The sequence below is a fragment of the Lutibacter flavus genome, from assembly GCF_900188355.1.
Taxonomy (GTDB): domain Bacteria; phylum Bacteroidota; class Bacteroidia; order Flavobacteriales; family Flavobacteriaceae; genus Lutibacter; species Lutibacter flavus.
Genome location: NZ_FZNX01000004.1, coordinates 48,066 through 65,377, shown reverse-complemented (window position 1 = coordinate 65,377; position 17,312 = coordinate 48,066). Strand labels below are relative to the sequence as shown.

Here is a 17,312-nt window from a genome sequence, read left to right as displayed (position 1 = left end):
AAAAAAGCCAACCAAAAAGTTGACTTTTTTTACTATTCCACTTTAAATAAAATTGGCATCGAATATCTTACTTTAACAGGTTTTCCTTGTTGTTTTCCTGGCTCCATTTTTGGTAAAAGATTTATAACTCTAATTGCTTCTTCCTTTAATTTTAAATGCGGTGCTCTTGCTTCAATATCAATAATATTACCATTTTTATCAATTTTAAACATGGTATGAATTCTTTGAATTCCAGGTTTTAATCCTAATTGTTCTGCTAAACCTGAATTAAATTTTCTACTGATATACTTACTAATTTGTTTTGAAAAACAAGCTTTTCTTTCTTCGTTAGTCCCTTTACATCCTGGAAATAATGGAGCTTCTTCTAAAAAATCAAAGCTAATCACATAATCTTTCGGATCAATAATCTCATCTGGTTTTACATCAACCATTTTAGATAGATCAACTGGAGCATCTGGATCAATTGGGTTTATTATACTTTCAATAATATCAGTCTCATCAATAACTTGATCAATTACATCTAAAATCACCTTTTTTTGGGGCTGATGCTCATTTTTTGGCTCTTCTAGTTTAATTTCAACCAGAGGAACTGTATCATCAATTAATGACCTATCTTGATCTGATAAGATTGCAATTTGATTGTCAAAAGTTTTGTTTTGAATTAAAAGGTAAACAACAAATAGTGACAATACTAAACCTAATTGTGCAAATAATTTACTGTAATTCTCTAAATTTGCTTTTGGATGTTTTTTCTTCATAATATATAAGTTTTATTTCATCCTTTTTTACTGATTTCTATATTAAATTAATCCTATTGAGTGGAATTGAGAAGATTAATTTGACGAAATCAATAATATCAGGATAAATGTTAAAATTATGTTAAAGCAAAAAACATACCAAAAAAAAGCTGCCCAATTGGGCAGCTTCTTCATTTATAAACCAACTAATTAAAATTTTTAATTTTAAGGTAAATTATTAATTAATACTTCTAATTCCGATTGTGTAATTGGAATTAAACTTGATATTAATTCTATATGATTATCAACCATTGTTGTTCCTTGCATTGCATAATGTAATTGACCATCAATTTCTGCAACCATTATTATATGCACTTCTAATCCAATTGGAATTAATCCGTAATGTTCTGTAAACATTTCTTCATCTTCATTCCAAGTATCCATTCTTGCAATTGCAGTATCCTCATTGTCGTAATATAAATACACAGCACAATTATCTCCATTATATCCCTCTGGAACATCTACAAAAAGTTGTGTTTTTGGACCAGCAAAACTATACCATCTATCTAAATTAGACCACCCAAAATTTCCTAAATTAAAACTATAAGTAACCGATATACCTATACTTCCATCTGCTTCATTTATTTTTACTTCTTCTTCAGCTTCAACCCAATCCTCAGTATCATTTAAATCTTCGCCGGCTGTAAAAAGTCCCATTCCAAAATCTGCATCCGCTAAATCTATATTTCTACTTGTTACTTTTGCAGCAGTTAATAAATCAAGTTCATTAGCTCCTTGTTTCGCATTTATAAAAAATTCTCCGGCAGATTTTAAAGCTTCTTTATCACCATTTATTCTTTCTCCAAGTGTAGATTTATTATTAAAAACTATGGAAGCCTTATCATAAATTTCAATTAATTGAACTGTTACGTTTCCAGTTACTGGCGAACCACTAATCCCAAACGAATTTGCCGCAAATTCAACTTTTGTTCCTTGAGTTCCTGTAATTATTCCTCCTGTTGCAGCATCTAAAGTAAATTCTTCTATCGCATCGGCTCTATTGTTTTCAAATCTGTTATTTAAAGCAGTTCCATTTGGCTGAGGCTCATAAATTTCTATATCTCCACCATCGGGAACACAACTTGAAAAAATTGCTATTATTGACAATCCTAATACATTCTTTAAAATTCTGTTCACAACTTTACTGTTTTTTAAGTTTGTGAATTTTTGTGTTTGTGCCTTCATAATATTTTAAATTTTATTGTTTTTCAATTAGTTTTACATTTATATATAAACAGGCACACTATTTTGTTACCCCCTTTTAAAAAAAAAGACTACCAAAATTGATAGTCTTTCCCAGTTATTAACCTATTTTCTAACTGTTCACTAACTGTAATATTATTTATGGCAATCCATTTATTAAACTTTCTAAAGCAGGTTGAGATATTGGACTTAAGCTTGAAATTATTTCAACGTGATCATCAACAATTGTTGTTCCCTGAATTGCATAATGTAATTGCCCTTCAATTTCAGTTACCATTATAATGTGAACTCCAATTCCAACAGGAATTAATCCATAATGTTCTGTAAACATCTCTAAACTTGTATTGTAAACATCCATTCTTGCCAATGCTGTTGGCTCTCCATCATACGATAAGTAAACCGCACAATTATCTGCATTATAACCATCTGGAACATCAATAAAAATTTCAGTTGTTGCGCCTGCATAATTATACCATCTATCAAGGTTTGTCCATCCAAACGTTCCAATATTATAATTATAAGTTGCAAATGCACCATCTGCACCTTGAGCATCTCTAATTTGCGCATCATCTTGTTCTCCATTCCCATCTTCATCAGCTGCTACCCAATCACAATCGTCATCAATTCCATCACAATCATTATCTTCACCACCTCTAAAAATTTGCATTCCACCATCTAAATCTGCAAAATCTACTGGTCTACTTTCAACAGCGGCCATTTCTAATAAATCTAATTCATTAGCTCCTTGTTTTGCATTGATAAAAAACTCTCCCGCCGATTTTAATGCTTCTTTATCTCCGTTAACTCTCATTCCTAAAGTAGATTTGTTTTTTAATAACATTGAAGCTTTATCGTAAATTTCAATTAATTCTATAGTTACATTTCCAGTAATCAAACTTCCATTTATTCCAAAAGAATTTGCTTGAAAAGTTACATTTGTTCCTTGAGCTCCGGTAATCATTCCTCCAGTTACAGCATCAATTGTAAACTCTTGTACTGCATCAATTCTATTTTCTTGAAATCTGTTGTTTAATGCAATCCCATCTGGTTGTGGTTCTAAAATTTCCAAATCGTTTCCTCCATCTGGAACACAACTAGCAAAAATTGCTACTATTGATAATCCTAATACATTTTTTAAAATCCTACTCACTACTTTACTATTTTTTAAGTTTGTGAAATTTTGTGTTTGTGTTTTCATTTGTTTCTGATTTTATTGTTTATATTTTTGTTTTTAAATTTGTATTACACTTACATATCAAACCTCTTTTAAATTTGTTACCCCTTATTGTGAAAAAAATTTTAAATTAGCTACAATTAACAATTGTAAATGAATAAGAAACCACACGCAGATCATATATATATAGAGGCACTACTTAAGAATGACAGCAGGGTGCTTTCTAAACTATATGAGAAGTTTTCGCATAAAATAGTGGCCTATGTTAGAAAAAATAATGGAAATGCAGACGATGCACAGGACATTATTCAAGAAACATTGGTAACTATTTACAACCAAGCAAAAGAGAAAAAATTTATACTTACGTGTCCGTTCGATGCCTACTTTTATTTATTATGTAAAAGAAGGTGGTTAAATGAACTTAAAAAAAGAGGAAATAATAGGGTAACAATTTTAGAAGATGAAGCATCTATTAAAGACGAGCACGAACAACAAGTTGAAGAAACTGAAATTTTTGAACAACAAAGTCAGCTTTTTGAATCAAAGTTTAAAGAATTAGGTGTAAAATGCCAGGAATTATTAAAAGCTACATTCAAAATAAAGTCGATGGAAGAAGTTGCTGAGTTTTTAGGCGTAACTTATGGTTATGCTCGTAAGAAGAAATCGCAATGTATGGGTAAATTAACCCAGCTTGTGAAAAATTCAAATGAATTTCAACAACTAAAAGGGTACTAAAATGGAAGAATTAAAATATTTAGAGTTTGATAAGTTTTTAAACAATGAACTCACCGAAACAGAAAAAATATCTTTTGAAGAAAGATTGAATTCTGATGCTGATTTTAAACAAGAATTTGAAATTTACAAAGCTCTTGAAACTTCCCTTTCATCAAAATTTGAAAATGAAGAAGCTGAAAAAGAACTAAGAAATACATTAACAGAATTAGGTTCAACTTATATTAAGGATAAAATTCAGACCGAGACTAAGACCATAACGAAGACCAAGACTTCTGAAACAAAGGTAATTTCGTTAAAACGTTATCGTAATTTAATGATTGCAGCAAGTATTGCCTTATTAATTGGTTTTTTCATATTTAAAAATGGGAAACCTGTTTATAGTGATTTTTCAAAACATAATAGTTTAGAATTAGTTGTAAGAGGCGATAATAATGAAACCATTAATAAAGCTGAAGAAGCTTTTAACAACAAAAATTATAAAACTGCTTTTGCACAATTAACTATTTTAGAAGAACAATTACCGAACGATGTTGAAATACAATTATACAAAGGGATTTGTTTAACCGAGATGGATCAATTTAGCCAAGCTGAAACTATTTTTAATTCAATTTCTGAAGGGGACTCTGCTTTTAAATACAAAGCAACTTGGTACAAAGCATTGAACTTACTAAAACAAGAAAATTTTGAAGCTTGTAAAGAAGTATTAAAAACCATCCCTGAAAGTACTGAGGAATTTGAGCAAGCGAAAAAGTTATTGAAGAAATTGTAAAAACTACACTATTTTCAGCCTAAATTTATTTCAGGTTCACATAATAATTGATAAAAAGTAAGGTGAGATTCTGAAACAGTTCAGAATGACGCTTTTTTTCTTTTTAGACCAACTTGTTTTTAGTTATTTTTGCCCAATGATAATTACAGATACGCACACCCATTTATATAGCGAACAATTTAGCGAAGACAGAGATGAAATGATTCAACGTGCAATTGATGCGGGGGTTTCACGTTTTTTTATTCCTGCAATTGATTCTACTTATTTAGATGCTATGTTAGATTTGGAAAATTCCTTTCCAAACAATATATTTTTAATGATGGGTTTGCACCCAACACATGTAAAAGAAAATGTAGCTGAAGAGCTTGCTTTTGTGAAAAAAAAGTTAGATAAAAGAAGTTTTTATGCAGTTGGAGAAATTGGAATCGATTTGTATTGGGATAAAACATTTTTAAAACAACAGCAATATGCTTTTAAAACCCAAATAAGTTGGGCTAAAGAAAAAAACCTGCCAATTGTAATTCATTGCAGAGATGCTTTTGATGAAATTTTTGAAATTTTAGAAGAAGAAAAAGATGATAAACTATTTGGAATATTTCATTGCTTTACGGGAACTTTAGAACAAGCCAAAAAGGCTATTTCCTACAATATGAAATTAGGAATTGGTGGTGTAGTTACTTTTAAAAATGGAAAAATTGATCAGTTTTTAAATGAAATTCCTTTGGAACATATTGTACTAGAAACAGATGCTCCTTATTTAGCTCCAACACCTTTTAGAGGAAAAAGAAACGAAAGTAGTTATATTACCAAAGTTTTAGATAAATTAGTAGAAATATATAAATTAAGTCCACAAGAAATTGCGGAGATAACTACACAAAACTCAAAAGACGTTTTTGGAATCTAATACTATTCTATTCTTATAAACGGTAAATCCGAATAATCCTTTAATATAAGTTCTCCTTCTGAATTAAAGGAAAAGGAAGTTGTAATTGCTTCATCCAATTCACTAAAGGTTAAAATATTCTCATCTGTACTCCAATTAAAATGAATAGCAGAAGAAGTTATTTCAGTTTCACTAGTGGCCGTTTTAAAGGTTCTATACCCAACATTATCAGCGTTAAAAATTAGTTTAAACTCTATCTCATCACTAAAATCAGTTCGCAACCATTCCCCAACCAACTTATGCGATAAGCTAATTTCATCATCACTTTTACAAGAAAATATTGTTGAAACAAAAAATATAATAATACCAAACTTCAAATTTTTCATAGCTACGCAATTTAAAATCAAATATTAAATTAACACTGTAAAGTTAGTTTAATTAAATTTTATAAATCTTTTTGCATAAAAAAATACATTTTTTCTTAACAATTGGTAAGTTCTTTTAAATAAATGTATATTTAAATTTAATAAATGAACTTTAGCGAGCTGGAACAAATCCAAATAACATATTACAAAACACCAATTGGAACCGCAAAAATTATTGGAAATGAGAACGGAATTAGTTCAGTTTCTGTTATTGATGAAAAAATTGATAACTCACAAGAAATTCCTGAATGTTTGAAAGATTGTGTGTTGCAATTAGAGGAATATTTCAATAAGAAACGAACTGATTTTAATTTAAAATTAAACCCAAAAGGAACCGAATTTCAAAATAAAGTTTGGAATGAATTATTAAAAGTTCCCTATGGAAAAACCCGATCTTATTTAGAGCAAAGCAAAAAATTAGGCGATGTAAAAGCGATTAGAGCAGTTGCTTTTGCTAATGGAAAAAATCCAATTTGGATTATCATTCCTTGTCATCGAATTATTGGAAGTGATGGTTCTTTAACCGGTTATGCTGGTGGAATATGGCGAAAAAAATGGCTGTTAGAGCACGAAAATCCATCCACACAACAATCATTATTTTAAACTATTTTTGTTAAAATATCGTTAGTTTAAAAAATGAAAAAAGGATTACTCTTATTGTTTCTTTTGGTTAGCGTTATTTCCAATGCTCAAATTCAGTCCAAAAACATTCATAAAAAATCCTTTTTAGTTAAAAATGATACTATTAGAATAGATTCCGTTAGTATTGCCCCTTTCAATTTCAAAGTTTTTACTAACGATTCAATTAAAATTGACACCTCAAATTATATAGTTGACTTTTCTAAAGCTCTTTTAATTTTCAATCGCAAAAATGATACAAAATTTAATGAAGTTATTGTTAAATATACGAAATACCCAGATTTTTTAACTAAAAAATATTTTAAGTTCGATGAAAAATTAATTGTACCAAATTCTTCAAATTTATCGCAACTTTATAGTTTAACCACCAACATACAAAAATTACCTTATAAACCATTTGACGGGTTAAATACTGTTGGAAATATCACTAGAGGACTAACTGTTGGTAATAATCAAAATGGCGTTGTTAATTCAACTTTAGATTTGCAAATAGCTGGTAAATTATCTGATAAAGTAACTCTAAAAGCATCTATTATTGATACAAATTTACCGGTTCAAGAAAATGGAAATACGTATAAATTAAATGAATTTGACAGAGTTTTCATTGAACTTTTTAGCGACAACTGGAGTATAAATGCCGGAGATATTTATTTAAATAATAGAGAAACTTATTTTTTAAATTTTAATAAAAAAGTATCTGGCTTAGCAGTTAAAGCAAAAATTAAAAATGAAAATTCAGAAATAAATGTGCAAACCTCAGGAGCAATTGTACAAGGGAAATACAAAAAAGTACAATTTAATGGACAAGAAGGGAATCAAGGTCCTTACAACTTATCCGACCTTAATAATACATACATTTTAATTTTATCAGGCACTGAGCAAATTTATGTGAACGGACAACAATTAAAACGTGGTGAAGACAACGATTATATTATTGATTATAATACTGCAGAAATAACCTTTACAACTACATATCCAATTACTGGGAATATGCGAGTTTCTGCAGAATACCAATATACCGACAGAGTATATACGCGTTTTATAACTTATAATAATGTTGATTATAAAAGCGAGAAACTTTCTATTAGCGGCTATTTTTACAATGAAAACGATCTTAAAAATCAACCTTTAGAGCAAGATTTATCTACTGAACAAAAACAGTTGTTAGCTGATGCTGGAAACAATCTAAAAAAAATGGTTACTCCTTCTGCCTATCTTGATACCTATTCAGAAGACAAAATTTTATACAAAAAAACGCTAATTGGGATTGATGAAATTTTTGAATATTCGACCAATGAAACTGATGAATTATACAATGTAGCCTTCACATATATAGGAGGAAATTTAGGTAGTTATGTGTTAAAAGATGTAATTGCTCTTGGTAAAATATTTGAATATGTTGGCGAAAATTCAGGGAATTATAATCCTGTAATTCAGTTAATTGCACCAAACAAACTACAAATAGCTGTTTTTAAAGCTTCTTATAGTCCAACGTTAAAAACTACTATTAATGCGGAAACTGCATTTGGTACAAATGATCAAAATTTATTTTCAACAATTGATGATACAGAAAATGATGGATTGGCTACAAAATTAGGCTGGGATCAAATTATTTTTCAAAAAAAATGGCAATTAAAAAGTGCTGTAAAATTTGATTTTATTAACGATAAGTTTAAAAGTGTTGAACGTATTCAAAATATAGAATTTAATAGAGATTGGAATCTGGAAACTTTATCTGGAAATCAAAAATTAATAAGTACTGCTTTAGAACTTTCAAATAAAAATAACAGTTCGATAAACTACTTATTTGAAAACTTAGAATTTAGCAATTCTTTCAAAGGAAATAAACACTATTTAATTGGGAGTTTAAACAATAAAAATATTTCAATAAATTTTAATAGTAGTTTATTAAATAACGAAACTTCATATGAAAAGGGAGTTTTTTCAAGGAGTTTTATTCAAACTAAATACAATCTTTCAAAAAGTTGGTATGGCTTTATTTTAAATAGTGAAAGCAATAAAAGAACTGAAATTTCAACAAATTCACTTATTAATTCAAGTCATAAATTTAATGAATATGAAGCCTTTTTTGGTGTTGGAGATTCAACCAATGTGTATACTCAATTTGGAGTTAACTTTAGAACAACAGATAGTATTCAAAGCAATAATTTTGAACAAGTTAACAAATCACAAACCTATTATTTAAAATCAACTTTAATAAACACAAATTCATCAAACTTAAAAGCTTATATCAATTATAGAACTGTTGCTAATAAAAACTTTAACAACGAAGAATCTTTAAATTCTAAAATAGTTTATAAACAACAATTATTCAATCAGTTTTTATCGTTTAATACTGTTTATCAAACACTTTCTGGAAATTTACCTCAACAAGATTTCACCTATATTAAAACTGAACCTGGGCAAGGATTTTATACTTGGATAGATTATAATAACAATGGAATTAAGGAATTAAATGAATTTGAAATAGCACAATTTGCAGACCAAGCCACCTATTTAAGAATTATATTACCAACTGTAAATTATATTGCAACACATCAAAATAAATTTACACAGTCGCTTTCAATTAATCCTCAACAATGGAATGCTGCAACAGGAATTAAAAAATTATTTTCGCATTTTTACAATCAAACCAATATTTTAATTGATAATAAACAAAAAAAAATTGACAACACATTTAACTTAAATCCTTTTGATATTAGCAACATAAATTTATTAGGATTGAATTTCAATTTAAACAACAGTTTCTTTTTTAATAAAGGGAAAAAGCATTTTTCAACAACTTATAATTTTATAAAATCTCAAAATAAAAACACCACAACTATTGATGATTTAGAAAATAAAATTAAAATGCATAGAATACAATTTGAACATAAATTAGGCACTTTTTGGCAATTTAATTTCGATTTAAGTAATTCGAAAAACAATATTGCATCATTAAATTATAGCAATAGGAACTATATGTTACAAAACAATTCATTACTGCCTAAATTCTCTTATTATTACAACAATAGCACCTATTTATCTTTGTTTTATGAATTAAAAAAGAAAGAAAATCAGATTGGTGATTTTGAAACTTTAGAATCACAAAAATTTGGAATTGAAATCAACTATGCCAACAATCCTAAAAATTTATTAAAAGCCGATTTCAATCTATTCAATAATAATTTTTCAGGCAATAAAAACTCCCCAATTGCTTACCAAATGCTAGAAGGTTTGCAACCTGAAAGAAACTATACTTGGAGTATATTATTTTACCGAAAAATTAATTCCTACTTAAATTTAAACTTAAATTACTTAGGAAGAAAAAGTGAAACATCTTCTACAATTCATACAGGTACAATTCAATTAAAAGCAGTTTTTTAAAATTCCTTAAAAATTTTGGTTCGGTTATTGTAATTATCATTTTAATTAAATCTTAGAATATGAAAAAAATTACATTTACAATAGCCCTGCTTTTCAGTTTATCAGCCTTTTCACAAGGGTATAGAGGACCTTCTACTCAAGGTTATAGAAATTCCTCAAAAGGATATGGAGGGCCATCTCACTTAAGTGAAATTAAAATTGATGCAGCAAAATTAACCATTGGAGGTATTATTGAAGCTAGTTATGAATTTGTGGGTAATGATCAATCTGGCTATGGTGTTTCAGTATTATTGAATCCTCGAGAAAATGATGTTTATTTTGAAAAGTTTTCAATCACACCTTTTTATAGAATGTATTTTTTAAACCGACAAGATTATGGTGCAAAAGGACTATTTATAGAAGGATTCTCAAAATTTTCATTTGGAACAGATAATGATCTATATTATGATTCTTACAGAAATAATAATAATAATAATAATAATGAGTATTTCGATTCTGCACTTGGTTTATCTATAGGTAAAAAATGGGTGAATAATAATGGCTTTATATTAGAAATATTTGCTGGTGGTGGAAGAACCCTTGGTTTGAGTGATATTTCACCTGAAGGTTTTTTTAGAGGCGGTATATTTATAGGAAAAAGATTTTAACAAAAAAAAACGCCAAGCAAATGCTTGGCGTTTTTTATATATGTGTTTGAAAATTAGTCTGCAAGAATAATAACCTTATTTTCTTTCATTTCAACTGTTCCACTTTTAATTGCTAAACTATATTCTTCTTTGGCATTTGTGAATTTATTTTCAAATTCCTCTTCAATTTTAACATTAGCACCTTTAAATCTAACATTCCCTTCAACAAGTAAAGAAACAATTGGAGCGTGATTATTTAGCATTTGAAACTCACCATTTACTCCTGGCACTGAAATTAAATCAACATCAGTATGTAATAAAGTCGCTTCTGGTGTTACTATTTCTAAAATCATTTTTTTTAGTTTTGAGTTGTTGGTTTTTAGTTATTAGTTTTTGTTGAATTCAACTTAAAATTTAGCACTAAAAACTTAAAACTTTTTTTATGCTTCAGCTAACATTTTCTCACCAGCATCAATTGCGTCCTGAATTGATCCTCTTAAGTTAAATGCAGCCTCCGGATATTTATCTAACTCACCATCCATAATCATATTAAATCCTTTAATAGTGTCTTTAATATCAACTAATACTCCTGGAATCCCAGTAAACTGTTCAGCTACGTGGAAAGGTTGAGATAAGAAACGTTGTGCTCTACGAGCTCTGTGTACAATTAATTTATCTTCTTCAGATAATTCTTCCATACCAAGAATTGCAATAATATCTTGTAATTCTTTATAACGTTGTAATAATTCTTTTACTTTTTGAGCAGTATTATAATGTTCATCACCTAAAATATCAGCAGTTAAAATTCTTGAAGTAGAATCTAATGGATCTACCGCTGGGTAAATACCTAACTCTGCAATTTTACGAGACAATACTGTAGTTGCATCTAAATGCGCAAACGTAGTTGCCGGCGCTGGATCTGTTAAATCATCTGCAGGTACGTAAACCGCTTGTACAGATGTAATAGAACCATTTTTAGTTGAGGTAATACGTTCTTGCATTGCTCCCATCTCAGTTGCCAACGTTGGTTGGTAACCTACCGCTGATGGCATACGACCTAATAAAGCCGATACCTCAGAACCTGCTTGCGTAAAACGGAAAATATTATCTACGAAAAATAATACATCTTTCCCTTGTCCTTCACCAGCTCCATCTCTAAAATATTCAGCAATTGTTAAACCTGATAAAGCAACACGTGCACGTGCTCCAGGTGGTTCATTCATTTGCCCAAATACGAAAGTAGCTTTAGATTCTTTCATTCCTTCTTTATCAACTTTGGATAAATCCCATCCTCCTTCTTCCATAGAATGCATAAAATCATCACCATATTTAATAATACCTGATTCTAACATTTCTCTTAAAAGGTCATTTCCTTCACGAGTTCTTTCTCCTACACCAGCAAATACTGATAAACCACCGTGACCTTTTGCTATATTATTAATTAACTCTTGAATTAATACAGTTTTACCAACTCCGGCTCCACCAAATAATCCAATTTTACCTCCTTTTGCGTAAGGCTCAATTAAGTCAATTACTTTAATTCCTGTAAATAATACTTCTGCTGAAGTAGATAAATCCTCAAACTTTGGAGCTTGACGGTGAATTGGCAAACCATTTTCTCCTTCTTTAGGTAAATCGCCTAATCCATCAATTGCATCACCAATAACGTTAAATAAACGACCATAAATATCCTTTCCAACTGGCATTTGAATTGCATTACCAGTAGCAAACACTTCTGTCCCTCTACTTAATCCATCTGTTGAATCCATTGAAATTGTTCTAACAGTATCTTCCCCAATATGAGATTGTACCTCTAGTACCAATAAAGAACCATCAGCTTTTTTAATTTCTAATGAATCATATAATCTTGGAAGTTCTGCTCCTGATTCAAACTCAACGTCTATAACCGGACCAATAATTTGCGCAACTTTACCTGTAACCTTTGCCATTATTTAACTATTTATATTTTAGATATTTAATCTTTTTAGTTTAACCTCTTTTTTCGAAGTGCAAAGATAGTTCTTTGATTTTATTTTAAAAAAAATAATTAGAGTTTTTTAAAAAAAACAAACGCCCTAAAAATTTAGGGCGTTTGTTTTATAATCTATTTTTAACTTAAATTATGGATTAATTGTCCAAGAAGCAAAATATTGTGATCCTATTTTACCATTACCTGGTGCACTTAAATATTCTTGACCTCCTAAGTTGGCTCCACCTATTTTAAAAGTAGACTTCCATTTAGGAACCGTATAATTAATTTGAGCATCAACTACAGTTCTTGCATCTATTACAGCATCTACAAATGAAGATTGCCAGAAGTATTCATCACTCCAACGAACATTCACATTAAATCCTAAATTTTCTATTAGGTCAGTATTTCCAATAGAAAATTTCACTTTATTTTCTGGTGTATTAAACCCTGCTTCATAATCTGGATCACTTGCCTGATCAAAATCAAATTTAGCATATGTATAACTTAAACCTAAACTATAATTTCCAGCAACTTTGGTTGAAACCCCAATACTACCTCCATAAGAGGTAATATCAGCAGTTGAATTTGTATACACTTGAAATGGTTGCCAATCACCATTACCAATTGCAATTAATGCTGCTGGAGTTGGACCTCCCAATTGTGCCGGTAGTGGAACAATGTCAGAAAAATCAACTTTCCCATAATGTGGTACCACAACTGTTTTATTTCCAATAAAATCTTCGTATTTGTTATAGTAAGCACTTGCATCTAAAGAAAGTCTACCAAATCCTGCTCTGTATCCAATTTCATAAGCAGTAACTTTTTCAGGTTTTACATAATCAAAATTACCAGCTTTTAATAATTCTGGGTTTATAGTACCATCTTCAGCACTTGCGCCAAATGCACGAAGAGATGCTAATGTAAAAGCATTTTCATACGCAGACCTACCGCTTAATTGTACTGTATCAGGAAACCCTAATTGTTGTGCTGTTCCGCTATTAGGTTTTGGATTAGAAGTATATCTATCCAAGTTGTCTGGTGCAGAACCGACTAAAATAGCTTGTGAGGCATCTAAACCGATATACTGGTCTTGTGTTGTTGGGTTTCTAAATCCTGTTTGGAAAGACGCTCTTAAGTTTCTAGTTTTTCCTTCTCCCAATGAATAAGATAATGAAATTCTAGGTGATACATTTCCATCAAAGTTTTTAGCTTTGTCATAACGAATAGAACCTGTAAATTTTAATCTGTCATCTAAATATTTCTTTTGAATTTGTGTATACATACCATATTCATTATAATCAATTGCACCGTCATAATCTGTAAAAATGGTTCCACTAGAGTTTAAAGAATATATTCTATAAGAACCACCTACTTGAATATCTGCAAAATCAACTAACTTATGAAAGTTATAATTAGCATCTGCATGATATATTCTTGTATTATCCTGAAATTTAGCACCTGTTTCTAAATCCGGATCTGAAGCAACAGCATTTAATGCTGCTTTAAATTCTGGAGTACCTGGTTGTAATGTAACAGTTGCATCAGAATTTTGTCTAGCAACTGCATGTGCAACCGAACTATCTCCTCCTGTAACGCCAGGAATTTGTCCAGTAATCGCACCTAAATAAGTTGGAACATAAACGCCAAACCATTCTGTAGCAGATGCTTTATTCATATTAATACCTGCAAAACGCATATCATAAGAATCTCCAGCATCTTCGTCTGTCATATAAGCTCTAACAAAAAAGTCGTCATTTCTAACTTCAATTTTGTGTTGTTGCATAAAAAAGTTTTTAATATTATATCTATTTGCTCCTTGGTAAATAGTATTTCCTTGTCCAAATTTGGCATTGTAAATAATTTCTAAATCATCTTCAAAAGGCTTATAATGGAAAGCTATATCTACTTTAGCGCTTTCGGCTTGATAGTCAGTTAAATCTCTTTCTTTATAACCTGTACGAGAAACCGTTTCAGTTTTAAGTCCTAGAGCATCTGCAACTTGAGCTGGTATTCCATTTGCAATAGCAATACCCCTAAAATCTAATGGAATTGCAACTTCATCCCCATATACATTTAATCTATCAAATGCGGTTTGTCCTGTTTCAGATATTATAGTGGTAGATTCTCCTGGTGCACTATTAAGATGATCATAATCTTTATAATCTGTTGCATACCATTCAGTTCCTTTTAAGAAAGAAAAAGAAGCTTTCGCTGCAAACTTATCACTAAATTTATGGGCAAGTCTAATTCCGGCATCTACAAAATTATTATCTCCAGCATCTTCAGATGAAGTTATTCCAGTTTTACCATAAACACTTACCCCTTCAGAATCAAAAGGATTTCTACTTGTCATAAATAAAATTCCGTTAAAAGCATTTGCACCATATAATGCAGAAGACGCTCCTGGAAGTAATTCTACCGTATTTACATCTAATTCAGACATTCCTAAAAGGTTCCCTAAATTAAAATTAAGAGCTGGTGAAGAATTATCCATACCATCAACCAATTGCATAAAACGAGTATTTGCGAACGTCGCAAAACCTCTTGTATTGATAGATTTAAAGGTTAAACTATTTGTATTAACATCTACCCCTTTTAAATTTTCTAAACCGTCATAAAAAGTAGGCGAAGAGGTGTTTTTAATTGCTCTTATATCCATCCTTTCAATAGTAACTGGCGACTCCAAAATACGTTCAGGAGTTCTAGATGCTGAAACAACAATTTCATCTAACGCCGTAGCAGACTCATCTAAGGCAATATTTAATTCTTGATTATTTTGTGTAATTTCAACTTCTGCTGAAGAATAACCAATTAATGAAACCTCAATTGAGAAAGGCGGGTTTTGGGCAATTTTCAATGAAAAGTTCCCATCAAAATCAGTTGTAGTTCCAATAGATTTTCCTACAACTTTAATATTGGCGCCTGGAATAGGTTGACCAGTTTTAGCCTCTTTTACAGTACCTGAAACTGATGTTTGAGCAATCATCACAGATCCAATAAAAAGAGCAACAAAAAAACTTAATAATTTCTTCATAATTTCTTTATATAATATTGATTAACATGGTCGCAAAATACAATTTTTTTCTAATTATTTGTAAAACAGGCAATAAAAAAAAACATATTATCAATTTATTGCCATAAATAATTGTGAATATGATATTTATCATTAAAAATAATAATTCTAATACTATTTCATTAAATAGCTCCAAATTTCGATTTAAAGAATCAAATAATTACTCATACTATTGATTGTCAGATTATTAATTTAACAAGAATATTAAATTGTATTCTAATAAAATATTAACGCTAAAAATGCTTTTTAAATTTTTATTCTTATTAATAACTGTTTAAATGGTTATTAATAAGAATAAAAAATTACGGGCATTAACTTATTAGAATTTCAATAAATTTAATATTCTATTTATAATCTAATTTTAAATTTCCTATTTTTGCAGCCAACTAAAAACTAACTATTATGATCAAAATGATTCATTCTTATTGGGCCTACCTAGTATTAATTGTATTAATTCTTGCCGTTGTAAACGCAATTTTAGGTTTAACTTCAAAGAAAAAATTTGAAGCAAAAGATGTACGAATTTCTTTATTTGCATTAATTGCTTCTCATATTCAATTAATTATAGGTTTTATATCCTATTACATGTCTTCATTTTATGAAACTATGCGTGGCATTGGAATGGGTGAGGTTATGAAAAACAGTGAACTAAGAAAATTATTAGTTGAACACCCATTAATGATGATCATTTCAATTATATTAATAACAATTGGATTCTCAAAACACAAAAAGAAAACTACAGATTTAGCGAAATTTAAAACAATTAGTATTTTTTATACAATTGCGCTAATAATAATCCTTGGCATGATTCCTTGGAATTTATGGTTTTCTAATTAATTTTAATAATCTATCCTAAGTTAAAACGCTTGGGATTTTTTTATGAAAAAAGTATTATCATATATATTGTCTTCCATTTTCTACCTTTTTTATGGAATTTTATTACTCATTTTTCATGGACTACAATGGCTTGGTTTTAACCTTGGAAAATATAAAGGTCATAAATTAGCTGTAGATTTAATGAATTGCACGCTTACTTATCTTCTTTATATTTTAGGAACCAGCATAAAATTTATTAATGAACATCCCATTCCAAAGGGTGTGCCCTTAATTATTGTTTCTAATCATCAAAGTATGCATGATATATGTCCTATTGCTTGTTATTTAAAGAAACAGCATCCAAAATTTATATCTAAAATTGAGTTGGGAAAAGGAATTCCAGCTGTTTCTTACAATTTAACACATGGTGGTTCTGTATTGATAGACAGAAAAGATCCTCGTCAATCTTTAGCTGCAATTAGAGATTTTGGAAAATACATAGAAAAAAACAACTACGCTGCTGTAATTTATCCTGAAGGAACAAGAAGCAAAGACGGGAATCCAAAAAGGTTTTCTGAAAATGGATTAAAAATGCTTACCAAATTTGCACCATCTGCATATGTAATTCCTGTAACAATAAATAATTGTTGGAAACTTAATAAATTTGGAATGTTCCCTTTAGAAATAGGTGTAAAAGTCACTTTTAAACTTCACAAACCTATTAAAGCAGACTCCATGGAATTTGTTAAACTTTTTGAAAAAGTTGAAAATACCATAAAAAATGCCGTAGTTTAGCGACTTACTACTAAAAAA

15 protein-coding genes are annotated in these 17,312 nt (G+C 29.6%); 8 read left to right on the top strand and 7 right to left on the bottom strand.

Annotated elements, in window-relative coordinates; translation table 11 throughout:
* Positions 1–32: 32 nt before the first annotated feature.
* The 3 genes from CHB63_RS11480 to CHB63_RS11470 form a co-directional block, all read right to left on the bottom strand.
* Positions 33–758, bottom strand: a complete 726-nt coding sequence (locus CHB63_RS11480) for an energy transducer TonB (protein WP_089378626.1) — start codon at positions 756–758, stop codon at positions 33–35.
* A 204-nt stretch (positions 759–962) separates the two neighbouring features.
* Positions 963–1,982, bottom strand: coding sequence for a hypothetical protein (locus CHB63_RS11475; RefSeq protein WP_089378625.1), 1,020 nt, complete (start codon positions 1,980–1,982; stop codon positions 963–965).
* A gap of 157 nt (positions 1,983–2,139) precedes the next feature.
* On the bottom strand, positions 2,140–3,198 hold the full coding sequence (locus CHB63_RS11470) for a hypothetical protein (RefSeq protein WP_089378624.1): 1,059 nt from the start codon (positions 3,196–3,198) through the stop codon (positions 2,140–2,142).
* Between the two features lie 129 nt (positions 3,199–3,327).
* On the opposite strand from CHB63_RS11470, the gene CHB63_RS11465 reads away from it, so the two are divergent.
* The 3 genes from CHB63_RS11465 (at position 3,328) to CHB63_RS11455 (ending at position 5,582) form a co-directional block, all read left to right on the top strand.
* Positions 3,328–3,909, top strand: coding sequence for an RNA polymerase sigma factor (locus CHB63_RS11465; protein WP_089378623.1), 582 nt, complete (start codon positions 3,328–3,330; stop codon positions 3,907–3,909).
* A 1-nt stretch (position 3,910) separates the two neighbouring features.
* Positions 3,911–4,678, top strand: a complete 768-nt coding sequence (locus CHB63_RS11460) for a tetratricopeptide repeat protein (RefSeq protein ID WP_089378622.1) — start codon at positions 3,911–3,913, stop codon at positions 4,676–4,678.
* 136 nt (positions 4,679–4,814) lie between these two features.
* Positions 4,815–5,582 (top strand): TatD family hydrolase, encoded by a 768-nt coding sequence (locus CHB63_RS11455; RefSeq protein ID WP_089378621.1) that lies wholly within the window; start codon positions 4,815–4,817, stop codon positions 5,580–5,582.
* A 2-nt stretch (positions 5,583–5,584) separates the two neighbouring features.
* Here the strand turns inward: CHB63_RS11455 and CHB63_RS11450 are convergent, their stop codons facing one another.
* On the bottom strand, positions 5,585–5,947 hold the full coding sequence (locus CHB63_RS11450; RefSeq protein WP_089378620.1) for a hypothetical protein: 363 nt from the start codon (positions 5,945–5,947) through the stop codon (positions 5,585–5,587).
* Positions 5,948–6,091: 144 nt separating this feature from the next.
* Here CHB63_RS11450 and CHB63_RS11445 point away from each other — a divergent pair, with 144 nt between their 5' ends.
* From CHB63_RS11445 to CHB63_RS11435, 3 genes are read left to right on the top strand one after another with little or no spacing between them, the layout of a single operon-like run.
* Positions 6,092–6,589 (top strand): methylated-DNA--[protein]-cysteine S-methyltransferase, encoded by a 498-nt coding sequence (locus CHB63_RS11445; RefSeq protein ID WP_089378619.1) that lies wholly within the window; start codon positions 6,092–6,094, stop codon positions 6,587–6,589.
* A 33-nt stretch (positions 6,590–6,622) separates the two neighbouring features.
* Positions 6,623–10,012, top strand: a complete 3,390-nt coding sequence (locus CHB63_RS11440) for a hypothetical protein (protein ID WP_089378618.1) — start codon at positions 6,623–6,625, stop codon at positions 10,010–10,012.
* 59 nt (positions 10,013–10,071) lie between these two features.
* Complete coding sequence (locus CHB63_RS11435) at positions 10,072–10,659, top strand: hypothetical protein (RefSeq protein ID WP_089378617.1); 588 nt, start codon at positions 10,072–10,074, stop codon at positions 10,657–10,659.
* Positions 10,660–10,712: 53 nt separating this feature from the next.
* Here CHB63_RS11435 and CHB63_RS11430 read toward each other — a convergent pair whose 3' ends face one another.
* The 3 genes from CHB63_RS11430 to CHB63_RS11420 all read right to left on the bottom strand — a co-directional run bounded on the left by CHB63_RS11430 (position 10,713) and on the right by CHB63_RS11420 (position 15,644).
* Complete coding sequence (locus tag CHB63_RS11430) at positions 10,713–10,991, bottom strand: FoF1 ATP synthase subunit delta/epsilon (protein ID WP_089378616.1); 279 nt, start codon at positions 10,989–10,991, stop codon at positions 10,713–10,715.
* 87 nt (positions 10,992–11,078) lie between these two features.
* Positions 11,079–12,587, bottom strand: a complete 1,509-nt coding sequence (gene atpD / locus CHB63_RS11425) for a F0F1 ATP synthase subunit beta (RefSeq protein ID WP_089378615.1) — start codon at positions 12,585–12,587, stop codon at positions 11,079–11,081.
* A 171-nt stretch (positions 12,588–12,758) separates the two neighbouring features.
* Positions 12,759–15,644, bottom strand: coding sequence for a TonB-dependent receptor (locus CHB63_RS11420; protein ID WP_176420353.1), 2,886 nt, complete (start codon positions 15,642–15,644; stop codon positions 12,759–12,761).
* 441 nt (positions 15,645–16,085) lie between these two features.
* Here CHB63_RS11420 and CHB63_RS11415 point away from each other — a divergent pair, with 441 nt between their 5' ends.
* Positions 16,086–16,520, top strand: a complete 435-nt coding sequence (locus CHB63_RS11415) for a hypothetical protein (protein WP_176420351.1) — start codon at positions 16,086–16,088, stop codon at positions 16,518–16,520.
* A gap of 42 nt (positions 16,521–16,562) precedes the next feature.
* A complete protein-coding gene (locus CHB63_RS11410) occupies positions 16,563–17,294 on the top strand; it encodes a lysophospholipid acyltransferase family protein (protein WP_089378612.1) in 732 nt (243 codons plus the stop codon).
* Positions 17,295–17,312 lie beyond the last annotated feature (18 nt).

Excerpts from the sequence above, each read along its gene's own strand:
- CHB63_RS11480 (WP_089378626.1), bottom strand. The coding sequence starts at position 758 with ATGAAGAAAAAACATCCAAAAGCAAATTTAGAGAATTACAGTAAATTA.
- CHB63_RS11475 (WP_089378625.1), bottom strand. The coding sequence starts at position 1,982 with ATGAAGGCACAAACACAAAAATTCACAAACTTAAAAAACAGTAAAGTT.
- CHB63_RS11470 (WP_089378624.1), bottom strand. The coding sequence starts at position 3,198 with ATGAAAACACAAACACAAAATTTCACAAACTTAAAAAATAGTAAAGTA.
- CHB63_RS11465 (WP_089378623.1), top strand. The coding sequence starts at position 3,328 with ATGAATAAGAAACCACACGCAGATCATATATATATAGAGGCACTACTT.
- CHB63_RS11460 (WP_089378622.1), top strand. The coding sequence starts at position 3,911 with ATGGAAGAATTAAAATATTTAGAGTTTGATAAGTTTTTAAACAATGAA.
- CHB63_RS11455 (WP_089378621.1), top strand. The coding sequence starts at position 4,815 with ATGATAATTACAGATACGCACACCCATTTATATAGCGAACAATTTAGC.
- CHB63_RS11450 (WP_089378620.1), bottom strand. The coding sequence starts at position 5,947 with ATGAAAAATTTGAAGTTTGGTATTATTATATTTTTTGTTTCAACAATA.
- CHB63_RS11445 (WP_089378619.1), top strand. The coding sequence starts at position 6,092 with ATGAACTTTAGCGAGCTGGAACAAATCCAAATAACATATTACAAAACA.
- CHB63_RS11440 (WP_089378618.1), top strand. The coding sequence starts at position 6,623 with ATGAAAAAAGGATTACTCTTATTGTTTCTTTTGGTTAGCGTTATTTCC.
- CHB63_RS11435 (WP_089378617.1), top strand. The coding sequence starts at position 10,072 with ATGAAAAAAATTACATTTACAATAGCCCTGCTTTTCAGTTTATCAGCC.
- CHB63_RS11430 (WP_089378616.1), bottom strand. The coding sequence starts at position 10,991 with ATGATTTTAGAAATAGTAACACCAGAAGCGACTTTATTACATACTGAT.
- atpD (WP_089378615.1), bottom strand. The coding sequence starts at position 12,587 with ATGGCAAAGGTTACAGGTAAAGTTGCGCAAATTATTGGTCCGGTTATA.
- CHB63_RS11420 (WP_176420353.1), bottom strand. The coding sequence starts at position 15,644 with ATGAAGAAATTATTAAGTTTTTTTGTTGCTCTTTTTATTGGATCTGTG.
- CHB63_RS11415 (WP_176420351.1), top strand. The coding sequence starts at position 16,086 with ATGATCAAAATGATTCATTCTTATTGGGCCTACCTAGTATTAATTGTA.
- CHB63_RS11410 (WP_089378612.1), top strand. The coding sequence starts at position 16,563 with ATGAAAAAAGTATTATCATATATATTGTCTTCCATTTTCTACCTTTTT.